Annotated in this window: 13 protein-coding genes; 9 read left to right on the top strand and 4 right to left on the bottom strand. The window is 42.2% G+C overall.

All coding sequences use genetic code 11. The features are described 5' to 3' along the window. Window positions 1–49: 49 nt before the first annotated feature. Genes V6M43_RS17905 through V6M43_RS17895 form a run of 3 tightly spaced genes read left to right on the top strand, consistent with a single transcriptional unit; the run spans window position 50 to window position 4,272 of the window. Window positions 50–2,581 (top strand): YfhO family protein, encoded by a 2,532-nt coding sequence (locus tag V6M43_RS17905; protein WP_332737688.1) that lies wholly within the window; start codon window positions 50–52, stop codon window positions 2,579–2,581. Next, on the top strand, window positions 2,557–3,483 hold the full coding sequence (locus V6M43_RS17900; protein WP_332737686.1) for a glycosyltransferase family 2 protein: 927 nt from the start codon (window positions 2,557–2,559) through the stop codon (window positions 3,481–3,483). Before V6M43_RS17905 ends, V6M43_RS17900 begins: the two co-directional genes overlap by 25 nt. Window positions 3,484–3,486: 3 nt before the next feature. Continuing rightward, window positions 3,487–4,272, top strand: a complete 786-nt coding sequence (locus tag V6M43_RS17895; RefSeq protein WP_332737684.1) for a glycosyltransferase family 2 protein — start codon at window positions 3,487–3,489, stop codon at window positions 4,270–4,272. A 4-nt stretch (window positions 4,273–4,276) separates the two neighbouring features. Here V6M43_RS17895 and V6M43_RS17890 read toward each other — a convergent pair whose 3' ends face one another. After that, window positions 4,277–5,221 carry a glycosyltransferase family 2 protein gene (locus tag V6M43_RS17890; protein WP_332737682.1) on the bottom strand — a complete coding sequence of 315 codons (945 nt, stop codon included), beginning with the start codon at window positions 5,219–5,221 and terminating at the stop codon, window positions 4,277–4,279. 65 nt (window positions 5,222–5,286) lie between these two features. Between V6M43_RS17890 and V6M43_RS17885 the strand changes: the two genes are divergently transcribed. Next, entirely contained in the window at window positions 5,287–6,015 is a 729-nt protein-coding gene (locus V6M43_RS17885) for a class I SAM-dependent methyltransferase (RefSeq protein ID WP_332737680.1), read from the top strand. Continuing rightward, window positions 6,003–6,851: a glycosyltransferase gene (locus tag V6M43_RS17880; protein ID WP_332737679.1), complete on the top strand. Its 849-nt coding sequence runs from the start codon at window positions 6,003–6,005 to the stop codon at window positions 6,849–6,851. Before V6M43_RS17885 ends, V6M43_RS17880 begins: the two co-directional genes overlap by 13 nt. Here V6M43_RS17880 and V6M43_RS17875 read toward each other — a convergent pair. Beyond that, the gene (locus tag V6M43_RS17875) at window positions 6,836–9,538 is read right to left on the bottom strand and encodes a gliding motility-associated C-terminal domain-containing protein (protein ID WP_332737678.1); all 2,703 of its coding nucleotides are present in this window, start codon (window positions 9,536–9,538) and stop codon (window positions 6,836–6,838) included. The genes V6M43_RS17880 and V6M43_RS17875 overlap by 16 nt on opposite strands. Window positions 9,539–9,621: 83 nt before the next feature. Here V6M43_RS17875 and V6M43_RS17870 point away from each other — a divergent pair, with 83 nt between their 5' ends. Beyond that, the gene (locus tag V6M43_RS17870) at window positions 9,622–11,109 is read left to right on the top strand and encodes a lipopolysaccharide biosynthesis protein (protein ID WP_332737677.1); all 1,488 of its coding nucleotides are present in this window, start codon (window positions 9,622–9,624) and stop codon (window positions 11,107–11,109) included. Here V6M43_RS17870 and V6M43_RS17865 read toward each other — a convergent pair whose 3' ends face one another. After that, window positions 11,110–11,868: a menaquinone biosynthetic enzyme MqnA/MqnD family protein gene (locus V6M43_RS17865; protein ID WP_332737676.1), complete on the bottom strand. Its 759-nt coding sequence runs from the start codon at window positions 11,866–11,868 to the stop codon at window positions 11,110–11,112. Window positions 11,869–11,894: 26 nt separating this feature from the next. Between V6M43_RS17865 and purB the strand changes: the two genes are divergently transcribed. Then, window positions 11,895–13,238 (top strand): adenylosuccinate lyase, encoded by a 1,344-nt coding sequence (gene purB / locus V6M43_RS17860; RefSeq protein ID WP_332737675.1) that lies wholly within the window; start codon window positions 11,895–11,897, stop codon window positions 13,236–13,238. 8 nt (window positions 13,239–13,246) lie between these two features. Here purB and V6M43_RS17855 read toward each other — a convergent pair whose 3' ends face one another. Continuing rightward, window positions 13,247–14,839 (bottom strand): peptide chain release factor 3, encoded by a 1,593-nt coding sequence (locus V6M43_RS17855; protein WP_332737673.1) that lies wholly within the window; start codon window positions 14,837–14,839, stop codon window positions 13,247–13,249. Between the two features lie 67 nt (window positions 14,840–14,906). Between V6M43_RS17855 and V6M43_RS17850 the strand changes: the two genes are divergently transcribed. Together V6M43_RS17850 and V6M43_RS17845 are read left to right on the top strand one after the other, a co-directional pair. Beyond that, window positions 14,907–15,728, top strand: coding sequence for a universal stress protein (locus V6M43_RS17850; protein ID WP_332737671.1), 822 nt, complete (start codon window positions 14,907–14,909; stop codon window positions 15,726–15,728). Window positions 15,729–15,881: 153 nt separating this feature from the next. Continuing rightward, window positions 15,882–17,336, top strand: coding sequence for an arginine deiminase family protein (locus tag V6M43_RS17845; RefSeq protein ID WP_332737669.1), 1,455 nt, complete (start codon window positions 15,882–15,884; stop codon window positions 17,334–17,336). Window position 17,337 lies beyond the last annotated feature (1 nt).

Raw genomic sequence — 17,337 nt, 5'->3', positions numbered from 1 at the left:
GTTTAAGGTCAAATATGTGTTATTTTGCCAGCTAAACTGAAGCTGGCACATGAAATCCAACTGGTTCAAACAGGCATCGCCTCATATTTACGCCATCCTTTTCTTCCTGGTGGTATCAATTATTTATTGTCAACCGGCCCTGATGGGTAAGGTTGTTGAGCAGCACGATATCATCGGCTGGAAAGGAATGGCACAGCAATCTTTTGAGTTCAAAGAGAAATATGGCCATTTCCCTTTATGGTCCAACTCCATGTTTGGCGGTATGCCGGCATATACCTTTACCTCTAACGGTGCGCCGGTTGAAACCATTTACCTGCAGACGCTATTAACCCTTGGGATGCCCGTTCCTGTAAGTTTTTTCTTCCTTGCCTGCATAAGCTTTTATTTTCTTTGTATGGTGATGCGCATCCGGCCCCTGGTGGCAGCACTCGCCGCTATCGCTTATGCATGGGCAACTTATGATCCGGTGATCATTGCCGTAGGTCATAATACTAAGATGTGGGCCATTGGCTATGCTCCCGCAGTAGTGGCATCCCTCCTCCTTATATACGAGAAAAAATACCTGACCGGAGGGGTATTGCTGGCACTTTTCTTTGGACTTCTAACAAGTACACAACATATCCAGGTCTTATATTATACTGCCATTGTTATTGCCTTTATCAGTATCGCATACCTCGTTAACAGCTTTCGAAAAAAAGAAACAACAACTGTTCTGCCTGCATTTGGAGTAGCGCTTCTCGCTGCGATTGTTGGATTGGCAACTTATGCCATCAGTTGGTATCCGCTGCAGGAGTATTCAAAAGAAACCATGCGGGGTGGGCGATCTGAAATAACCGAAGGTGTTGATGAACAAAATAAGACTGCCGGTGGATTGAACAAAGATTATGCATTTGGCTGGAGCTATGGTATCAGTGAAACACTCACATTTATTGTACCTTCTATATATGGTGGTAGTTCAGGTAATGTGGTAAATGGTGAAGCCGTATCTGAATTTGGTGATGAAACCAGAACGGCGGAAGTACTTGCTGAAAAAACAGGCATGCAGGGAGAACAGGCAAATGCTTTTGTAAAACAATTACCAGCCTATTGGGGAGCACAGCCCGGAACATCAGGTCCTGTTTATTTAGGCGCTATTATCTGCTTCCTCTTTATCCTTGGAATGGTTTATGTAAGATCATGGCATAAATGGTGGATTCTCGCCGCTACAATTGTTGGGATCATACTGGCATGGGGTAAGAATTTTTCCTCCATCAATTATTTCCTTTTTGACTACCTGCCTTTCTACAATAAATTCAGGGCCCCTTCCATGGCTATGATCATACCGCAACTCACCTTTCCATTACTGGCAGCATTGGGATTAGAGCAGTTCATGAACAGTGATCATAAATCTGCGGAAGACGAAAAAAAATTCAGACTAACGGCCATGATTACCGGCGCAGTTATACTTCTATTGACTGCTTTCTATTTCATGGCTGATTATAGTGGTGCAGGTGATGCCGCCCTTAAACAACAATTATCTAACATGATGATGCAGGGCCAGCAAAGTCCTGAAATACAACAACAGGCCGCCGACTTTGGCCAGTCAATCGTCTCAGCCCTGCGCGATGATCGTAAGGCCCTGTTTGGTGCCGACCTCCTTCGATCCACCATTTTAATATTACTGGCAGCAGGCTTATTATATTTCTACCGCAAAGCCCAGGTAAGCCAGATAGTTTTATTATTGGGATTACTTGCCGCTAGCTCCATTGATCTTATTGGTGTAGGCACCCGTTATCTCAGTCACCGGAATTTCGTGGAGCCGGAAGAATTTGAGGCAACACTTCAACCCAATACAGCCGATCTGGCAATCAAAGCCGATACCCGCCTCCCCTTCCGTGTATTCGACCAATCGACAAATGCAAATCCTTTCGAAAGTTCGAGGGCTTCCTATTTTCATAATTCTGTTGGGGGTTACAGTCCGGCTAAACTTGGACTCTACAATGACCTTATCCAGCAACAGCTCAGCAAGGGAAATATGCAGGTGTTTAATATGTTGAACACAAGATATTTCATCATGCAAAACCCTGCCGATGGGAAGGCTGTTGCACAGTCAAACCCCGAAGCCTTTGGCCCGGCATGGTTTGTAAAGGAAGTTCGATTCGTAAAGGACGGAAATGCGGAAATGAAAGCACTTGATAGTGCAATGCTTCGTGAAGTGGCGATCGTCCAGGAAAAATACCAGCAGTCGGTTGGCGCACAACCCCTGTTTGATTCAGCAGCTACCATCCAGTGGGTCGAAAACCTGAATGATAAAGTATTATACAAAACCAATGCATCCTCTGATCAGTTTGCGGTTTTCAGTGAAATATTTTATGATAAAGGATGGAATGCATACCTCGATGGCAAGTTGGTTCCCCACGTTAAAGCAAATTATGTTTTAAGGGGAATGAAAGTGCCCGCCGGCAATCATGAGCTGGAATTCCGTTTTGAACCGAAAGCTGTGCAAACAAGTAAAACGATCTCAACGATCAGTGCCAGCCTCGTTTATCTTTTACTTGCACTGACGGCCTTCCTGGCATGGAAACGCAAACAGCTGCCATGATCTCTGTTATCATCAGTTCCTATAACCGGGCCGATTATATTATCAATGCCATTGACAGCCTCTACAACCAGACGGTTGATAAAAATGGTTATGAGATCATTGTGGTTGATAATAACAGCACCGATAACACCGAAGAGCTGTGCCGCAATTATATTGCCAGTCACGGGGATGCTAATATCCACTTCCTGAAAGAAACCAGCCAGGGCTCCTCCTATTCAAGGAATGCAGGTGCCCACGCTGCAAAAGGTGATTTGTTTACCTTCATTGATGACGATGCCGTTGCCTTCCCTGATTTCCTGGAAAAGATTCGCCGCTTTTTTACTGTACATCCTGAAGCAAGTGGATTAGGCGGCCCAATCATCCCTAAATATATTCCGGCTGAACCCGAATGGATGTCTTATTATGTTTCTTCGCTGGTTGCCAATTTTGATTACAGTGATGAGGTAACAGAATTCAGTAAAAACCGTTACCCCTTTGAACCAAATATGACAGTTACACGGGAAGCATTCTTTGCGATCAACGGTTTTGACACCAATCTTCCCGGCGTTGTAGGTAAACTCAGGATTGGTGGTGAAGGGAAGGATTTTTTCTTCCGTATGAAAGCACTTGGATTCAGGATATTTTATGATCCTGAAGTAAAAGTTCATCATGTGGTTGAAGTGAAAAAGTTGACCAGTGAATACCTATACAGGGTTGCCTCAGGGCAGGGCCGCGGTGAAAGAGTAAGGGTTAAGAAAATCGGGGCATCCGCCTATTACAGTAAAGTAGTTGAATTTATTTTCAAGCTAGGTGCTGCAATCATTTTAGGAATAGGCTATGCATTGAAAGGGAAACCTAAAAAAACCTGGCCAGTTATAAAGTTCAGGATCGACGCATTGAAGGGATTGACGCAGAAATTTTAAAACATGGAACTCAGTATTTCCGTCATAACGATCTGCTTCAACAATCTTACCGAATTGAAGGAAACCTGCTCTTCGATCGATGAACAGCATTGCCCTCCCTGGGAACACTGGATCATTGATGGCTCCACTAATTCAGAGATCAGGGATTGGTTGGTGGGCACTCAACACCCACCCTATCGTAAATGGATATCCGAGCCCGACAAGGGCATTTCCGATGCTTTTAATAAGGGCATTATCCGTGCAACAGGAACGATCGTCAACATGCTCAATTCTGGCGACCGATTTAGAGATGCCACTGTTTTGGAAACAGTGTCAAGGGCCTTTACAGACAATAATAGCATTACCTGGCTTCATGGCAAATGCCTAACCACACGCGGTGGAAAACAGGTTGTTTTAGGCAAACCTTTTGATAAAGAAAAGCTTTACAGGGGTATGCGATCTGTCTGGCACCAGACCATGTTCGTGAAAAGATCATTGCATGACAAGTATGGACTCTATGATATTTCAATCAGGATCGCCATGGACTATGATTTTGTCTGCAGGATCGCCAACGAACCATTTCTTTTTCTGGAAAAGGAACTGGTGATCTTTGCTCCGCATGGGGTCAGCCAATCGAGTTATCTTGACGCACTCAGCCAGATGAAACAGGTGTATCAGAAATATTTCGGTAACAGTACGCTACTCGAAATATGGCAGCTTCGTTTGAAAATGCTGTATTACCTGCTTAAGAGTCCGGCGGGAAAGTTCCTCTATAATATTAAGACAAAACTTAAACTGGAAAATATTTAAGGCCTCATGGTTTGATAAGCAGGCTCCGGATATAGGTGGCCGTCATCAAAAGCTTAGAAACTATGCCATTCTTAAGAACTGATGGCGAAATAGACGATTGTACTTCAAGCATTGTTTTTACTATAGGAAGAACTGGTCCTTCATAAAGTGCAGAGATCTCAGCTGGTTTACGAATTCCAAGGTTGCGATACAATCGCCAGTAATAATCAAAAACGAAGTAGTTGCGGAGTATGGATGCACCCATAGTCTGCAGCAGCAAATGATTCTCAGGAATCTGAACTTCTTTCACCTGGAAGGTGTACTTGGTTACCTGCTCGGCATTGAATCCGATCTGCAACAAAACATTATCGATATACTTCCACTTTCCCTCTTTTTGAATGCATCTTATATAGTATTCAAAGTCTACCACATATTTAAATCTGCTATCATACAACAGGCCTATGTCTCGCCTGATCAGTGTACAACTGGGATTACCCACATAAACTTTTTTGAAAAGATGTAATGGGCTTAATCGCAAAATGGCCAGGTCAAGGGCATTACATTGAACCACCTCCCTCCGTCCGCTGTCCTCATCCACATTTCGAAAAGCTGAAAAGAAAAAAGGGTAATCGGGATCTTTCAGTGTTGCCTGGTAAAAGGCTTCGAGAGAATTTTCATCCGTGAACCAATCATCATCATGCATAAGTTTGATCCACTTACCCCTGGCCTGGCGGATACCTTCATTCCAGTTTTCCGGGGTGCCCAGTGCTTTTTCATTTTTAAAATAGCGAAGGTTCAACGCTGAATTGATATTGCGGCAAAAATCCCCTACCGATGCATCGGGACTATCATCGGTGATCACAACCTCAAAATCACGGAAGGTTTGGGTTTCAATCGAATTCAACAACCGCTCCAAATAATCCAATCTTTTGTAGGCTGGAATACAAATTGATATAAATGGAGCTATCATTCGCGTGATTGTTAGTGTCAGATATTTTGTGCAATTTACAGCTTGTTAAAGTAAAATTTTTTCTAATGCAGTCATTGCGAGAAATATATGAAGAGCATTCCGGTCGATTGTTGAATAAATGGGAGCATTATATCGATATATATGATGAGTATTTTAGTAAATATAGAAATACTGATTTCACCTTTCTTGAAATAGGAATTGCACATGGTGGATCACTTGAAATGTGGCGTAAATATTTCGGGGAGAAAGCAAAAATTATTGGAGTAGATGTGAACCCTGAATGTAAAAAATTTGAAACCGAGAATTGCACTATATTCATAGGGTCCCAGGAAGATGCAGATTTTCTAACTGACTTGAAGTCGAAGATTCCAAAAGTCGACATTCTTCTGGATGATGGTGGGCATACCATGAAACAACAGATTACTACCTTTAATGTTCTTTTCGAACACGTAAAAGAGGATGGGCTATATGTTTGCGAAGATCTTCACACATCATATTGGGCTAGTTATGGAGGGGGGTATAAAAGAAAGGGATCGTTTATAGAGTTCAGTAAAAATTTTATTGATAATATACATGGCTGGCATGCGGTAAAGAGTGCAAAATCCAAGATGATGAATCATATTACTGAATCTGTCAGAGGATTACATTTTTATGATAGTATTGTTATAATTGAGAAAAAACGAATGCAGGCACCCAAAAATACATTTAAAGGGAAAGAACAGCTATCTAATCATTTCGAGACATTTGGCCAGAAGAAGAGTTTGAAAAAAATTGTGGAATCATGGCTAAAATAGCTGGTATTGTAATTTTATACAATCCAGACGAAGAGGTGGTACAAAACATCCAAACCTATTCTTCTCATATCAATAAGTTATACATTGCTGATAACAGCAAGATCCCAGCAATAGGCAATAAATATAGTGATGCCAACTTTGAATACATTCATGATTCTCATAATCATGGAATCGCCAAAAGGCTTAACCAGGTAGCAAATCTTGCAATTCATGAAGGCTTCGATTTCCTGCTTACCATGGACCAGGATTCTGCCTTTACAGATTCTGATATTGAGAAATATATTTCCTGCATTGATAAGATTTCGTGGGATAACGTAGCGATGGCGGGTGTCAATTTTGAAATTAAGAATCCCTCTCCAAACCCATGCTCATTTATAGATACAGTTGAATTAATTACATCAGGTAGTATAGTAAATCTCCGTTTATACAAATCAATCGGCGGATTTGATGAGAATTTATTTATAGATGAAGTTGATCATGACTATTGCTTCTCTGCAATAAAATCAGGCTATAGAATAGTGAAGTTAGAGAACATTCATATCCAACATAAACTAGGGAAGGTTTCGTTTCATAAGTCCTTACTTAATCTAAAAACAACACCTCGGGTATTGCATTCGCCAATCAGGTTGTATTATATGACTCGCAATCATCTTTATATATGCAATAAGCATAAGGGCTATTTTAAGAATGAATTAGAATTAAAAAGAAATGAGTTGTTGAACAGGATAAAAAACAACCTGCTTTATGGCAAGCACAAATTCCTTACACTTCGTCTTATAATGAAGGGTATTATAGATTTCAAAAAGAAAGTGATGGGTAACTACCTTAATAATTGAAGAACACCTTTTTTATTCACATCACCACATATAGAGCTACCAACCAGTTGATAAACATACGTCCCTTCTCCCTGGCTTTTACCATTTAATGTTCCATCCCAACATTCAGATTGGTTCTTGGAGCTAAATACACGTTGCCCCCACCTATTCCAGATTGTAAGGCTGTAGTTGGTCAAAGTCCCATATTTGGCTGTTCCAAAGCAATCATTTTTATTATCGCCATTTGGTGAAAATGCATTAGCCAATTTATATTCTTCATTGGCAGAACCTGGAACGACTATAACTTCAATTGAATCCATGACTGTACAGCCATTAGGATCAGTGCCTTCCACTTTATAAATCGAACTGGTTGATGGAGCTACTTTAATTGAATTACCAAAGTTTTCAATAATACTTGAATTACTTGTCCATAAAAAAGTCGCTGCCCCAGTGGCGGTAATTAAAGCGGTAGGTTGCTTGCAATCAATATCATTTGATTTTTCTATACGTATTTGCGGAACGGGACTAAGTCTTACAATGCTGGTAAGTGTATCGGAAAGATTGCACAACTCATTCTTTATAATGACTGAAAAATTACCTGCCCTGCTTCCATCCAAATCTAATACAGGACTATTGCTTAAAAATTCCTCACCATAATACCATTGGTAAAATGTACCCCCCGAGGCTGTTAATTTTGCTTGTTCCTCTTCACATAACTCAACTTCAGTTGCACTTAATGCAAATATTGGTTTTGGCTCTACAATAACCTTGACGGAGTCAATGGCTTTACAACCAGAAACAGTTTCAGCTGAAACGTAATAAGTTGTTGTTACATTAGGACTAACCTCAGGGGTTAGAGAATTAATATTGTTAATAAATGAATTCGGCGACCATTGTACCGATGTTGGCAAATCCGTTTCAACAGAAAGTATCGCTTTGTTTCCAAGACAGATTTCAGCATCATCGCTTGCTAGCAGTGAGGGTATTTCTTCAACATTCATGTTTATATATTCGCTGTATAATTTGTATTCACTCAGTATCATATTATCAAGTGCAAATACATTGCTTCCCGTAGGTAAAAGTCCAGTTACTAATTTTAATTCCACTTCATTTGAATTTCCAGAATTCCAGAATATCTTGTACTGCTGCCATGTACATAGTGCTCCGGCGCCAAACTCAGCCTGATCTATTTTATTCCCATTGATATATATATGAATTCGTGGATTTCCAGTTTTCAAGTTTGCGATAGAAAACCCAAACAGATAGTTTGTACCTGGTGAAATTGTAACTGTAGACTTCCATATTGTTGTTCCGGTTATCATCTCACCATTTACAAGCATCATCTCGGAAGCAGGGGATGTCAGTTCGCAATTGATTTCATTATCCCAGGCTTTTACATTACTACTTATTGCATAATTACCCGGTACATTACCTGCGGAAGAAAACAAATAGTCTGTACTAAAAGACTCATTACCGGATTCAAAATCGCCATTAACAATCAGGTTGTTTCCAATCTCAACTCTTTTATATAAATATTGCCTTGAAGCATCAGCAACAATAACTTGATCACGATCCTCAGTTTCTGTAATCCCAATAACCTGATCCCAGCAATACGCAAATGATTCAGGGGCACTGAGTGTCACTTCTTCTCCTTTACAAACAGTAGTATCAAAGGATAATACAGGTGAATTAGCTCCGTTCATCGCAATTGATATCTGTTTGTCTATTTGTGCAATGCATCCATCTTTAAAAGTAGTTGTTAGACTAACAGGGATATTCTGAAGCGTACTGCCGAAATCTATTGTTGGTGTAAATGAATCAGAAATACCAGCCGCTCCGAAATCCCATCTAACATTTTGTACCTCTATATGATCAGTGATAAAATCTATACTATTTGGATTACACAAAGATTGTCTGAATGCAAAATCTGTTGATTTATCGCAAACGACATTACAAGAATCAGTGGAAGTAATGCATTTAGGGTTTGTTTGGTTTATCTGGGTAGATAATCTTCTCAATCTTCCATCCCACATAGAATTACCTTGTTTATTGATAAGGTCATTAAACTGGTAATATGCTAATAATCCAGGTTGTGTTGATGGTGATGGTAAAGCAATATCCATATTTGCCCTGATTTGCTCCTGAGAACGTGGCACATTCCATATTCTGACTTCATCAATATAGCCTCTCATACCTTCCTCTGGTGTTACCGACATGTTTAAGGCGTTTTGGCCAATCGTTGTCTGAAAGTCATTCAAAATCAGATCACCACTACATGCAACCTGACTTAATAAATAACCATTTCTATAAAACTTAAGCGTACTCCCATCATACACCATGGCTACATGGTATGTTTTATTTAAATCAAATGCACAAACTTCTGGCGTGATAAAATATCCATTAGATGTTGTAACTTCTGCAGAACCCGGCCTTAAGAGATAATTGGCATCATTAGGATCACTATGTTTTGATACAATATTGCCTGCATATACATAGGGTCCAGAATATGGGTCAGTTCTATTAAACTTCGCTTCTACGGTAACTTTATTACCTGGAATATCAAGATCCCCTATCTGTACTCCGCCACCGGCTTCTATGATTTTTAACCACGAATTGCAACTTGTTGAAAGTGGATTTAGGTCATTTTGTGCATTCGCAAGTGAAGAAAACATCAACAAGTAGAAAAGGATAAGTAAATAAATTCTCATAAGGTTTGGGTAAAGCAGCCGGAAAAATAAAAGTTTTTTGGCATTTTATTTATATCCTTCTTAATTATTTAGTTTTGGCCCCAATGGGCAGTATCCAAAAGCAAAGCATCAGGTCCACCGTAATCATCATCCTGGGATTCGCGGTAGGTGCTTTCAATATGCTTTTCCTGGTGCCCCGGATTCTTTCACCTGAAATGCTTGGCCTCACCCGCGTCATTACCGACGCCGGATTAACCCTGGCAACACTTTGCACACTAGGCAGCCTTCCCGTGATCTACAAATTCTTCCCCTTCTATAAATCATACCTGAAGCCCGAGAAGAATGATCTTCCCTTCGTTACCGCCATGGTATGCATCATCGGATTCATCATCATGTGCCTCGCGGGCTGGCTGGGCCGCGATATAATTGAAAGGAAATTCTCCGAACGTTCACCCCTGTTCGTAGAATTCAGCTACCTGGTTTATCCTTATTGCTTTTTTATCCTGTTCTTCATGTGGCTCGAATCATTTGGATGGTCTTTCCGGAAAAGCATAGCAACCAACACTCTCCGCGAACTGCTTCCGCGCTTACTGTTTACCGTTCTACTCTTATTGCTGACCGCCAAAATGATCAGCGATAACCGCTTCCTCCAGTTATTCTCCCTCTCCTATATGGTATCAGGATTTGTTCTGTTCCTGATCCTCCGCAAAACAAAACAGTTCCTGTTTGTACCCAAAATCAGTTCCGTTACCGACCGCCTTCAATATAAAATGGCCAGCTTCGGCTTCTTTATTTTCGGCTCACAATTCCTTAACCTGCTATCACGCACCATCGATACATTCATACTAACGGCCAAAGGTGACCGCGGACTTACTGATACCGCTGTATTGACTATCGCTACTTATATTGTTACACTTCTTGAAGTACCGCAGCGTAGCATGAATTCTGTAACCATACCGGTTCTTGCCGAATCATGGAAAAACAAGGACCTGGCTGGTATTAAAAGCATTTATAAGAAAAGTGTTGCCAACCTGCTGGTGGTGGGGCTCGGCATGTTCGGACTGATCTGGTTGAACCTCCACAACCTATCCGGACTGCTTGGAAAAGATTTTGCCGGTATCGAAAGCGTTATTCTTTTTATGGGAGCAGCTAAACTAATTGACCTCGGTACAGGGGCCAACGGACAAATAATGGGAACTTCCAGCTATTGGAAAGTTGATTTCATTGTAAACGTGGCATATACCATCCTCGCCCTGCCAATGAATTATTACCTGATCTCCTATTATGGTTTGATGGGTGCGGCTTATTCAATGCTTATTTCACTCACGTTTTATAATATACTTCGCTTCTCCTTCCTATTCCTGAAATTTAACATGCAGCCATATACGCTGAAAAACCTGCTGGCAATTGTGATTGCCGTTGCTGCCACCCTCGCTGTTAGCTTTATTCCAACCCAATCAAATATTTTCCTTGATACATTTATCAGATCAGTGGCATTCCTGATCCTTTTCATTCCAACTACCTACTTCAGTGGAATCTCACAGGAGATCAACTCCACCATCGAAAGATACCTGCCATTAAAGAAGAAATAATTATTTCACCTGGAATCCAAAACGCTGCAGGTAATCGAGGTAGAGCTCCAGACCTTTCATTTTTTCTGTATCCAGTTTATATATGATGTCCTCCGTGTAATATTTATGAAGATCATAGGCCGGATATGGATGTTCCGTGATCACCTCTTCCAACCTGTTCAACCCATACTCATTTGCTTCATTAAAAGCAGCTATAAAATCTGTACTAATTGGTTTGTTGCTGATCCATCCTGCAAAAACAAATGGAAGTCCTGTCATCAGTTTCCAGGCTTCACCAAGGTCATACACATAACGCGAGCGGCTTCTTTGTTCAAGTGCCCTGTCGCCTATTACAACACCAGCCGTGGTGCCGGTGATCCTTTCACGGAAATCATCCCGGGTATCAGTGATAACAGGATCGATCTTCCAGAACTCCTTCATCAGTATGCGTGCAAGCCTAACGGATGTACGGCTTTGATAATCGAGCAGCACTTCGGTTATCGCCTCCACAGGCACTTCACTGAACAGGCATACAGAGGCTACAGGGCCATCGCAACAGATTCCATAATCGGCTACAAAATGATGTTGTCTTAACCTGGGTATAATTGCTACAGGCACCAAACCTATATCAATGCTATCATCGAGTAACTTGCCCGCAATATTAGCAGGGAAGTCCATTTCCAGCGTTATCTCGTCTTGCAGCATTCCTCTCTCCAGTCCATAGATCAGCGGCTTTGTATTCAGGTAACTCACTGCTCCCACTCTGATTTTTCTGTCCAATCGCTTTAATTTAATTTTGCAAATATATGGAACTACAATCCCTTACTGCCATCTCTCCCATCGATGGACGTTATCGTAACCAACTTCAACAATTAGATGAGTATTTTTCTGAATATGCCCTGATGAAATACCGGGTGATCATTGAAGTGGAGTATTTCCTTTTCCTCGCCGATAACCGGTTTTTCAAACTTCCTGTCAAAGCCCGCAACTTCATGAAAGAAGCCGCAGCAGGTTTCAGTACTGAAGACGCCCTTACTATTAAGGAAACGGAAAAGATCACCAACCACGATGTGAAAGCAGTTGAATATTTTGTAAAGAGTAAGCTCGAAGCCTGTGGAGCTGCCAACCTGGTTGAATGGGTTCATTTCGGACTTACCTCGCAGGATGTAAACAACACATCAGTTCCCCTTAGCTGGAAAAACGCGATGGAATTCGAATACCTTCCTGCATTGTTAAACCTCAATACCGCCTTTCGCAACCTGGCAGAGAGCTGGCGCAATATCCCGATGCTGGCGCGTACACATGGACAACCCGCCAGCCCAACAAAACTGGGAAAGGAAATGATGGTATTTGTTGAGCGACTGCAAAACCAGGTTGAACAGTTAACGTATATACCTTACACCGCAAAGTTCGGTGGTGCAACCGGTAACTTCAATGCTCACCATATTGCCTATCCTAAAAAGGACTGGGTTAAGCTCGGCAATACATTTGTTGAATCCCTGGGCCTTCAGCGCCAGCAATTCACTACCCAGATCGAACACTATGATAACATGGCGGCTCATTTCGATGGGCTGAAAAGGATCAATACAATCCTAATGGATTTCTGTCGCGATATCTGGACCTATATCTCCATGGATTATTTCAAACAGAAAACAAAAAAGGGGGAGATAGGATCTTCGGCCATGCCTCATAAGGTTAATCCTATCGATTTTGAAAACGCAGAAGGTAATCTCGGCATCGCTAATGCTCTGCTGGAGCACCTTTCGGCAAAACTTCCTATAAGTCGCTTACAGCGCGACCTAACCGATTCTACTGTTCTCCGCAATATAGGTGTGCCCTTCGCACATATCATTCTCGCCATCCGTTCAATTGAAAAAGGACTTGGCAAACTTGTGCTGAATGAGAAAAAGATCAATGAAGACCTCGAAGCTAACTGGGCCGTTGTAGCGGAAGCCATTCAAACGGTATTGCGTAGGGAAAATTACCCCAAGCCCTATGAAGCGTTGAAGGATCTTACCAGGGGTAATGCAACCATCGACAAAAAAGCCATCCATAATTTCATCAATGGTCTCAAAACCTCAGCAGCTATCAAAAAGGAATTGAAAAAGATCACTCCTCAAAACTATACCGGCATAAGCGCCGACTATTAATTTGCTGATCAGATCATATCCTTATGTATCTCTGAAGTAAAGTGGAATTCAATATCCGGGTTATTGGTCCTTTCTGTATTCAGGAACCATTCACTTTGTGCCAGGTATACAAGGTGACCATCTTTGTCTTCCGCAATATTGGATGACTTAAAGCGGATGAAATCCTGCAGTTTTTTGGGATCATCACTTGTTATCCAGCATGCCTTATAATAAGGCTGGGCGCGGAATTCAACAGATGCACCATATTCCTGCAACAGTCGATACTGTATCACTTCAAACTGCAGTTCTCCCACACACCCGATGATCTTTTTATTACCACCAAACTGTGTAAATAGCTGTGCAACCCCTTCATCTGTAAGTTGCAGCAATCCTTTCTCCAGTTGTTTGGTTTTCATCGGATCCTTGTTCAGAACCTCTTTAAAGATCTCCGGTGAAAAAGATGGTATGCCAGTAAAGTAAAACTCCTCTCCCTCTGTAAGCGTATCTCCTATTTTAAAATTTCCGGTATCAAATAATCCCACCACATCCCCTGGATAGGCTTCTTCAATCACATCCTTGCTGCGGGCAAGAAAGCTATAAGGGTTACTGAACCTCACATCCTTATCAAGCCGTACATGATGGAAATATTTATTTCTTTCAAAGCGGCCTGAACATACCCGTAAAAAGGCGATCCTGTCGCGGTGCTTGGGATCAAGGTTGGCATGTATCTTAAAGATGAATCCGCTGAATTTATCTTCTTCAACATCAACTTTTCGCTTGGTGGTTTCACGGCTTCGTGGGATGGGTGCTATCCGAATAAAGGTGTCAAGCATTTCCTTCACCCCGAAATTGTTAACCGCACTCCCGAAAAATACCGGCGCCACTTTACCTGCCAGGTAATCTTCCACATTGAGTTCGCCATGAACACCATCCACCAGTTCTACATCTTCCCGAAGAACAGCTGCATCGCGTGCTCCCAGTTTATCATCGAGAACCGGGTCACTGAGGTCCTCCAGCTGTAATACCCCGTCTTCCGCCTTGGTATGGGCAGTGAAGAGACGAAGATTCTTATTATGCAGATCATATACCCCCTTAAAATCCTTACCACTGTTGATAGGCCATGTAAGGGGATGGAGCTGTATGCTAAGTTCTTTTTCTATCTCTTCAATCAGATCAAAACGGTTCTTACCATCACGATCCATTTTATTCACAAAAACGATCACCGGCGTATCCCGCATACGGCAGACCTCCATCAGGCGTCTTGTCTGTTCTTCCACCCCATTTACACTGTCAATTACCAGGATAACACTATCCACCGCCGTGAGGGTGCGATAAGTATCTTCGGCAAAATCTTTGTGGCCGGGAGTATCCAACAGGTTTATAAGAATGCCCTGGTATTCGAAGGTCATAACCGATGTAGCAACCGAAATTCCTCTCTGGCGCTCGATCTCCATGAAGTCGGAGGTAGCGTGCTTCTTGATCTTATTGCTTTTTACCGCCCCTGCCGTCTGGATAGCACCTCCAAACAGGAGGAGCTTCTCAGTAAGGGTGGTTTTACCGGCATCGGGGTGAGAAATAATGGCAAAACTGCGGCGTTTAACTATTTCTGAATGATATTTCATGACGGGCGCAAAGGTAATACATGCGGAGGATGAAGAATCATTTTGTAAATTTCCACAAATAAATACCATGAAGAGACTGCTTGTTCCTATCGATTTTTCAGAAACCTCGCGTAATGCTGCCCGCTATGCTGCTGCACTTGCAGCAGATCTGAAGGGTACAAAACTGGCTTTTTATCATGTTTTCAGCCCTGTTCTTGCCGGTTCCGATGGTACCCCCCTGGAGAACAATACAGAAGCACGCAGGCAGGTGGTTGAAATGGCCCTGGGTAATATTGTGGCCGACCTCCCACCCGGACTGGATATTGAAACCATCGCCGAAGAAGGTGATTCACTCACTGAAAACCTGGTAAGATATGTAAGACACCAGGGGGCCGACATGATCATAATGGGTCTCACAGGCGCTACCCGCCTGCAGCAATTGCTGATGGGAAGTAACTCCCTCAATATGGCCCTCGAAGCCGTTTGTCCGGTGCTTATTGTTCCGCCTAATGCAGCCTACAGGGGAGTTAAAAATATCCTTTTTGCAACCGATATGAAGAATGCAAAAACCAGCACCCCTATTCACCAGTTAAGATCAGTGCTTTCCATCTTCGAGGCTAACCTGCATATTGTTAATATTGATGTTGATCATTACGTGGAACTGACTGAAGAATATAAAAAAGAAAAAGCCGACCTGCAGCAGATGCTGGATGGTTTCAACCCCGAATTCTACTTTATCCGGATCGGTGATTTCGTCGAAACCATTAATATTTTCTCTAAAGACAAAGACATTGACCTCATCATAACAGTGCCGCGGAAACATAATTTCTTTTCTGCCCTGTTCAATCCTAGCAATACAAAACGCCTGCTTTATCATACCCATGTTCCGGTTGTGGCGATTCGGGAATAATACTGTAGTTTTGGCATATACAATGTACAGCACCTTAGCCATATCATCATTTGCTTCCAAAGCACTTCCGGCTAACTATTACCAGCCTTACTGACAGCGCTGTTATATTTCCTGCTGTTTACTAAATTCTTATTTAGTTATAATCCTTTTTATATGCCTAAAGACTTAGCATTTGCCAACGTTACCAGCGAAATTGGTACACTTAGAAGATTATTAGTTCATAGTCCCGATAGCGGCCTCGGAAAGGTAGTTCCTTCCAAAGCGCAGGACTGGCTCTTTGAAGACATTGTTCACCTGGATACCATCCGGCGGAAAGAGTATGATTATTACACCAAGATCCTGCTCTATTTCCTTGATCCGGAAAAGATCAAAGGAAAGTTGAAGGAGATCGATGCACCTGATGCGAAAAGGAATTTCTACAAGCCAGCCCACAAAGATTTTTATCGCTCTGATAAAGTGATAGAATTGCAGTGGCTGCTCGAAGAGATACTTGAAGACCGCGAGATAAGGATCACACTGGTGGCATCCGTTTGCGCCATAGAAGGCTGTTCCTATGAGAGCCAGCAGGAGATGATGAACCACTCTCCCGCCGACCTCGCCAAGATTTTCATCAGCGGCAGCCTTTCTGATAAGATCATGCTCTTTCCGCCGATCCCAAACTTCATTTTCACCCGCGATATTGGTATCACCATCAACAACCATATCCTTCTAAATAAGCCGGCAAAAAAAGCCAGGACCCGCGAAGCCCTGCTGGTGCGATATATATTTTTCAACCACCCGCTGTTCGCCGACCTGCGCAACAATATCATTGAACTCCCCGATACCCACCAGCATTTCCTTCTTCCAAAAGAAGGTGATGACAGAAAGGTTACCCTCGAAGGTGGCGACGTAATGGTTGTAAGTAAAGACCATGTGCTGATTGGCGTAAGTGAAAGAACCAGTATGGAAGCTGCTCACCAGGCGGTGCATGCCCTTTTTAATAAAGGTGTTGTAAAGAAAGTATCGATAGTGAAGATCCCAAAAAAGCGCGACTACATGCATATCGATACGGTGTTCACCCAGGTGAAAAGAAATGTATGGGTGATGCTGGGGCATTTCTCCAAGAAGGCCATCAAGAAAGATGATGCCGATATTGTTCAACGCATCCTCGAAGGAAAGAAAGAAGATCATAAGATTAAGATCATTCAGTTTCGTAAAAAAGATCTTGATAACCCTGTGTATTTCGACAACCTCGAAGACCTGCTCACAGATATCAGTCGCAATGATCTTGGCTGTGATGAAAAAGTTCGTTTTATCTATTCCGGCAACAATGAGTTCCCTTTTGATGCCCGTGAACAGTGGACAGATTCCTGCAATGTACTTGCGCTGAAAGAAGGCGTGGTGCTGGGTTATGATCGCAATGATAAAACCGCTGATGCCTTTATTAATGCGGGTTTCACCGTAATTGAAGCAAAGGAACTTCTCAATCAACTGGAAGAAGGAACAACAACAGTTGAGAAGTTAAAGGACTGTCTCATAACAATGCCTTCCGCTGAACTATCGAGGGCACGCGGGGGCTTCCATTGTATGAGTATGCCATTGTTAAGAGATCCACTGGATGAAAAATAAA

The organism is Flavihumibacter sp., assembly GCF_036676075.1.
Lineage (GTDB): Bacteria > Bacteroidota > Bacteroidia > Chitinophagales > Chitinophagaceae > Flavihumibacter.
Note: the sequence above shows the minus strand (reverse complement) of the source record. Positions and strands in the feature narration are given on the sequence as shown.

Coding starts and splice junctions, on each gene's coding strand:
- V6M43_RS17905 (WP_332737688.1), top strand. CDS start 50: ATGAAATCCAACTGGTTCAAACAGGCATCGCCTCATATTTACGCCATC.
- V6M43_RS17900 (WP_332737686.1), top strand. CDS start 2,557: ATGGAAACGCAAACAGCTGCCATGATCTCTGTTATCATCAGTTCCTAT.
- V6M43_RS17895 (WP_332737684.1), top strand. CDS start 3,487: ATGGAACTCAGTATTTCCGTCATAACGATCTGCTTCAACAATCTTACC.
- V6M43_RS17890 (WP_332737682.1), bottom strand. CDS start 5,221: ATGATAGCTCCATTTATATCAATTTGTATTCCAGCCTACAAAAGATTG.
- V6M43_RS17885 (WP_332737680.1), top strand. CDS start 5,287: ATGCAGTCATTGCGAGAAATATATGAAGAGCATTCCGGTCGATTGTTG.
- V6M43_RS17880 (WP_332737679.1), top strand. CDS start 6,003: ATGGCTAAAATAGCTGGTATTGTAATTTTATACAATCCAGACGAAGAG.
- V6M43_RS17875 (WP_332737678.1), bottom strand. CDS start 9,538: ATGAGAATTTATTTACTTATCCTTTTCTACTTGTTGATGTTTTCTTCA.
- V6M43_RS17870 (WP_332737677.1), top strand. CDS start 9,622: ATGGGCAGTATCCAAAAGCAAAGCATCAGGTCCACCGTAATCATCATC.
- purB (WP_332737675.1), top strand. CDS start 11,895: ATGGAACTACAATCCCTTACTGCCATCTCTCCCATCGATGGACGTTAT.
- V6M43_RS17855 (WP_332737673.1), bottom strand. CDS start 14,839: ATGAAATATCATTCAGAAATAGTTAAACGCCGCAGTTTTGCCATTATT.
- V6M43_RS17850 (WP_332737671.1), top strand. CDS start 14,907: ATGAAGAGACTGCTTGTTCCTATCGATTTTTCAGAAACCTCGCGTAAT.
- V6M43_RS17845 (WP_332737669.1), top strand. CDS start 15,882: ATGCCTAAAGACTTAGCATTTGCCAACGTTACCAGCGAAATTGGTACA.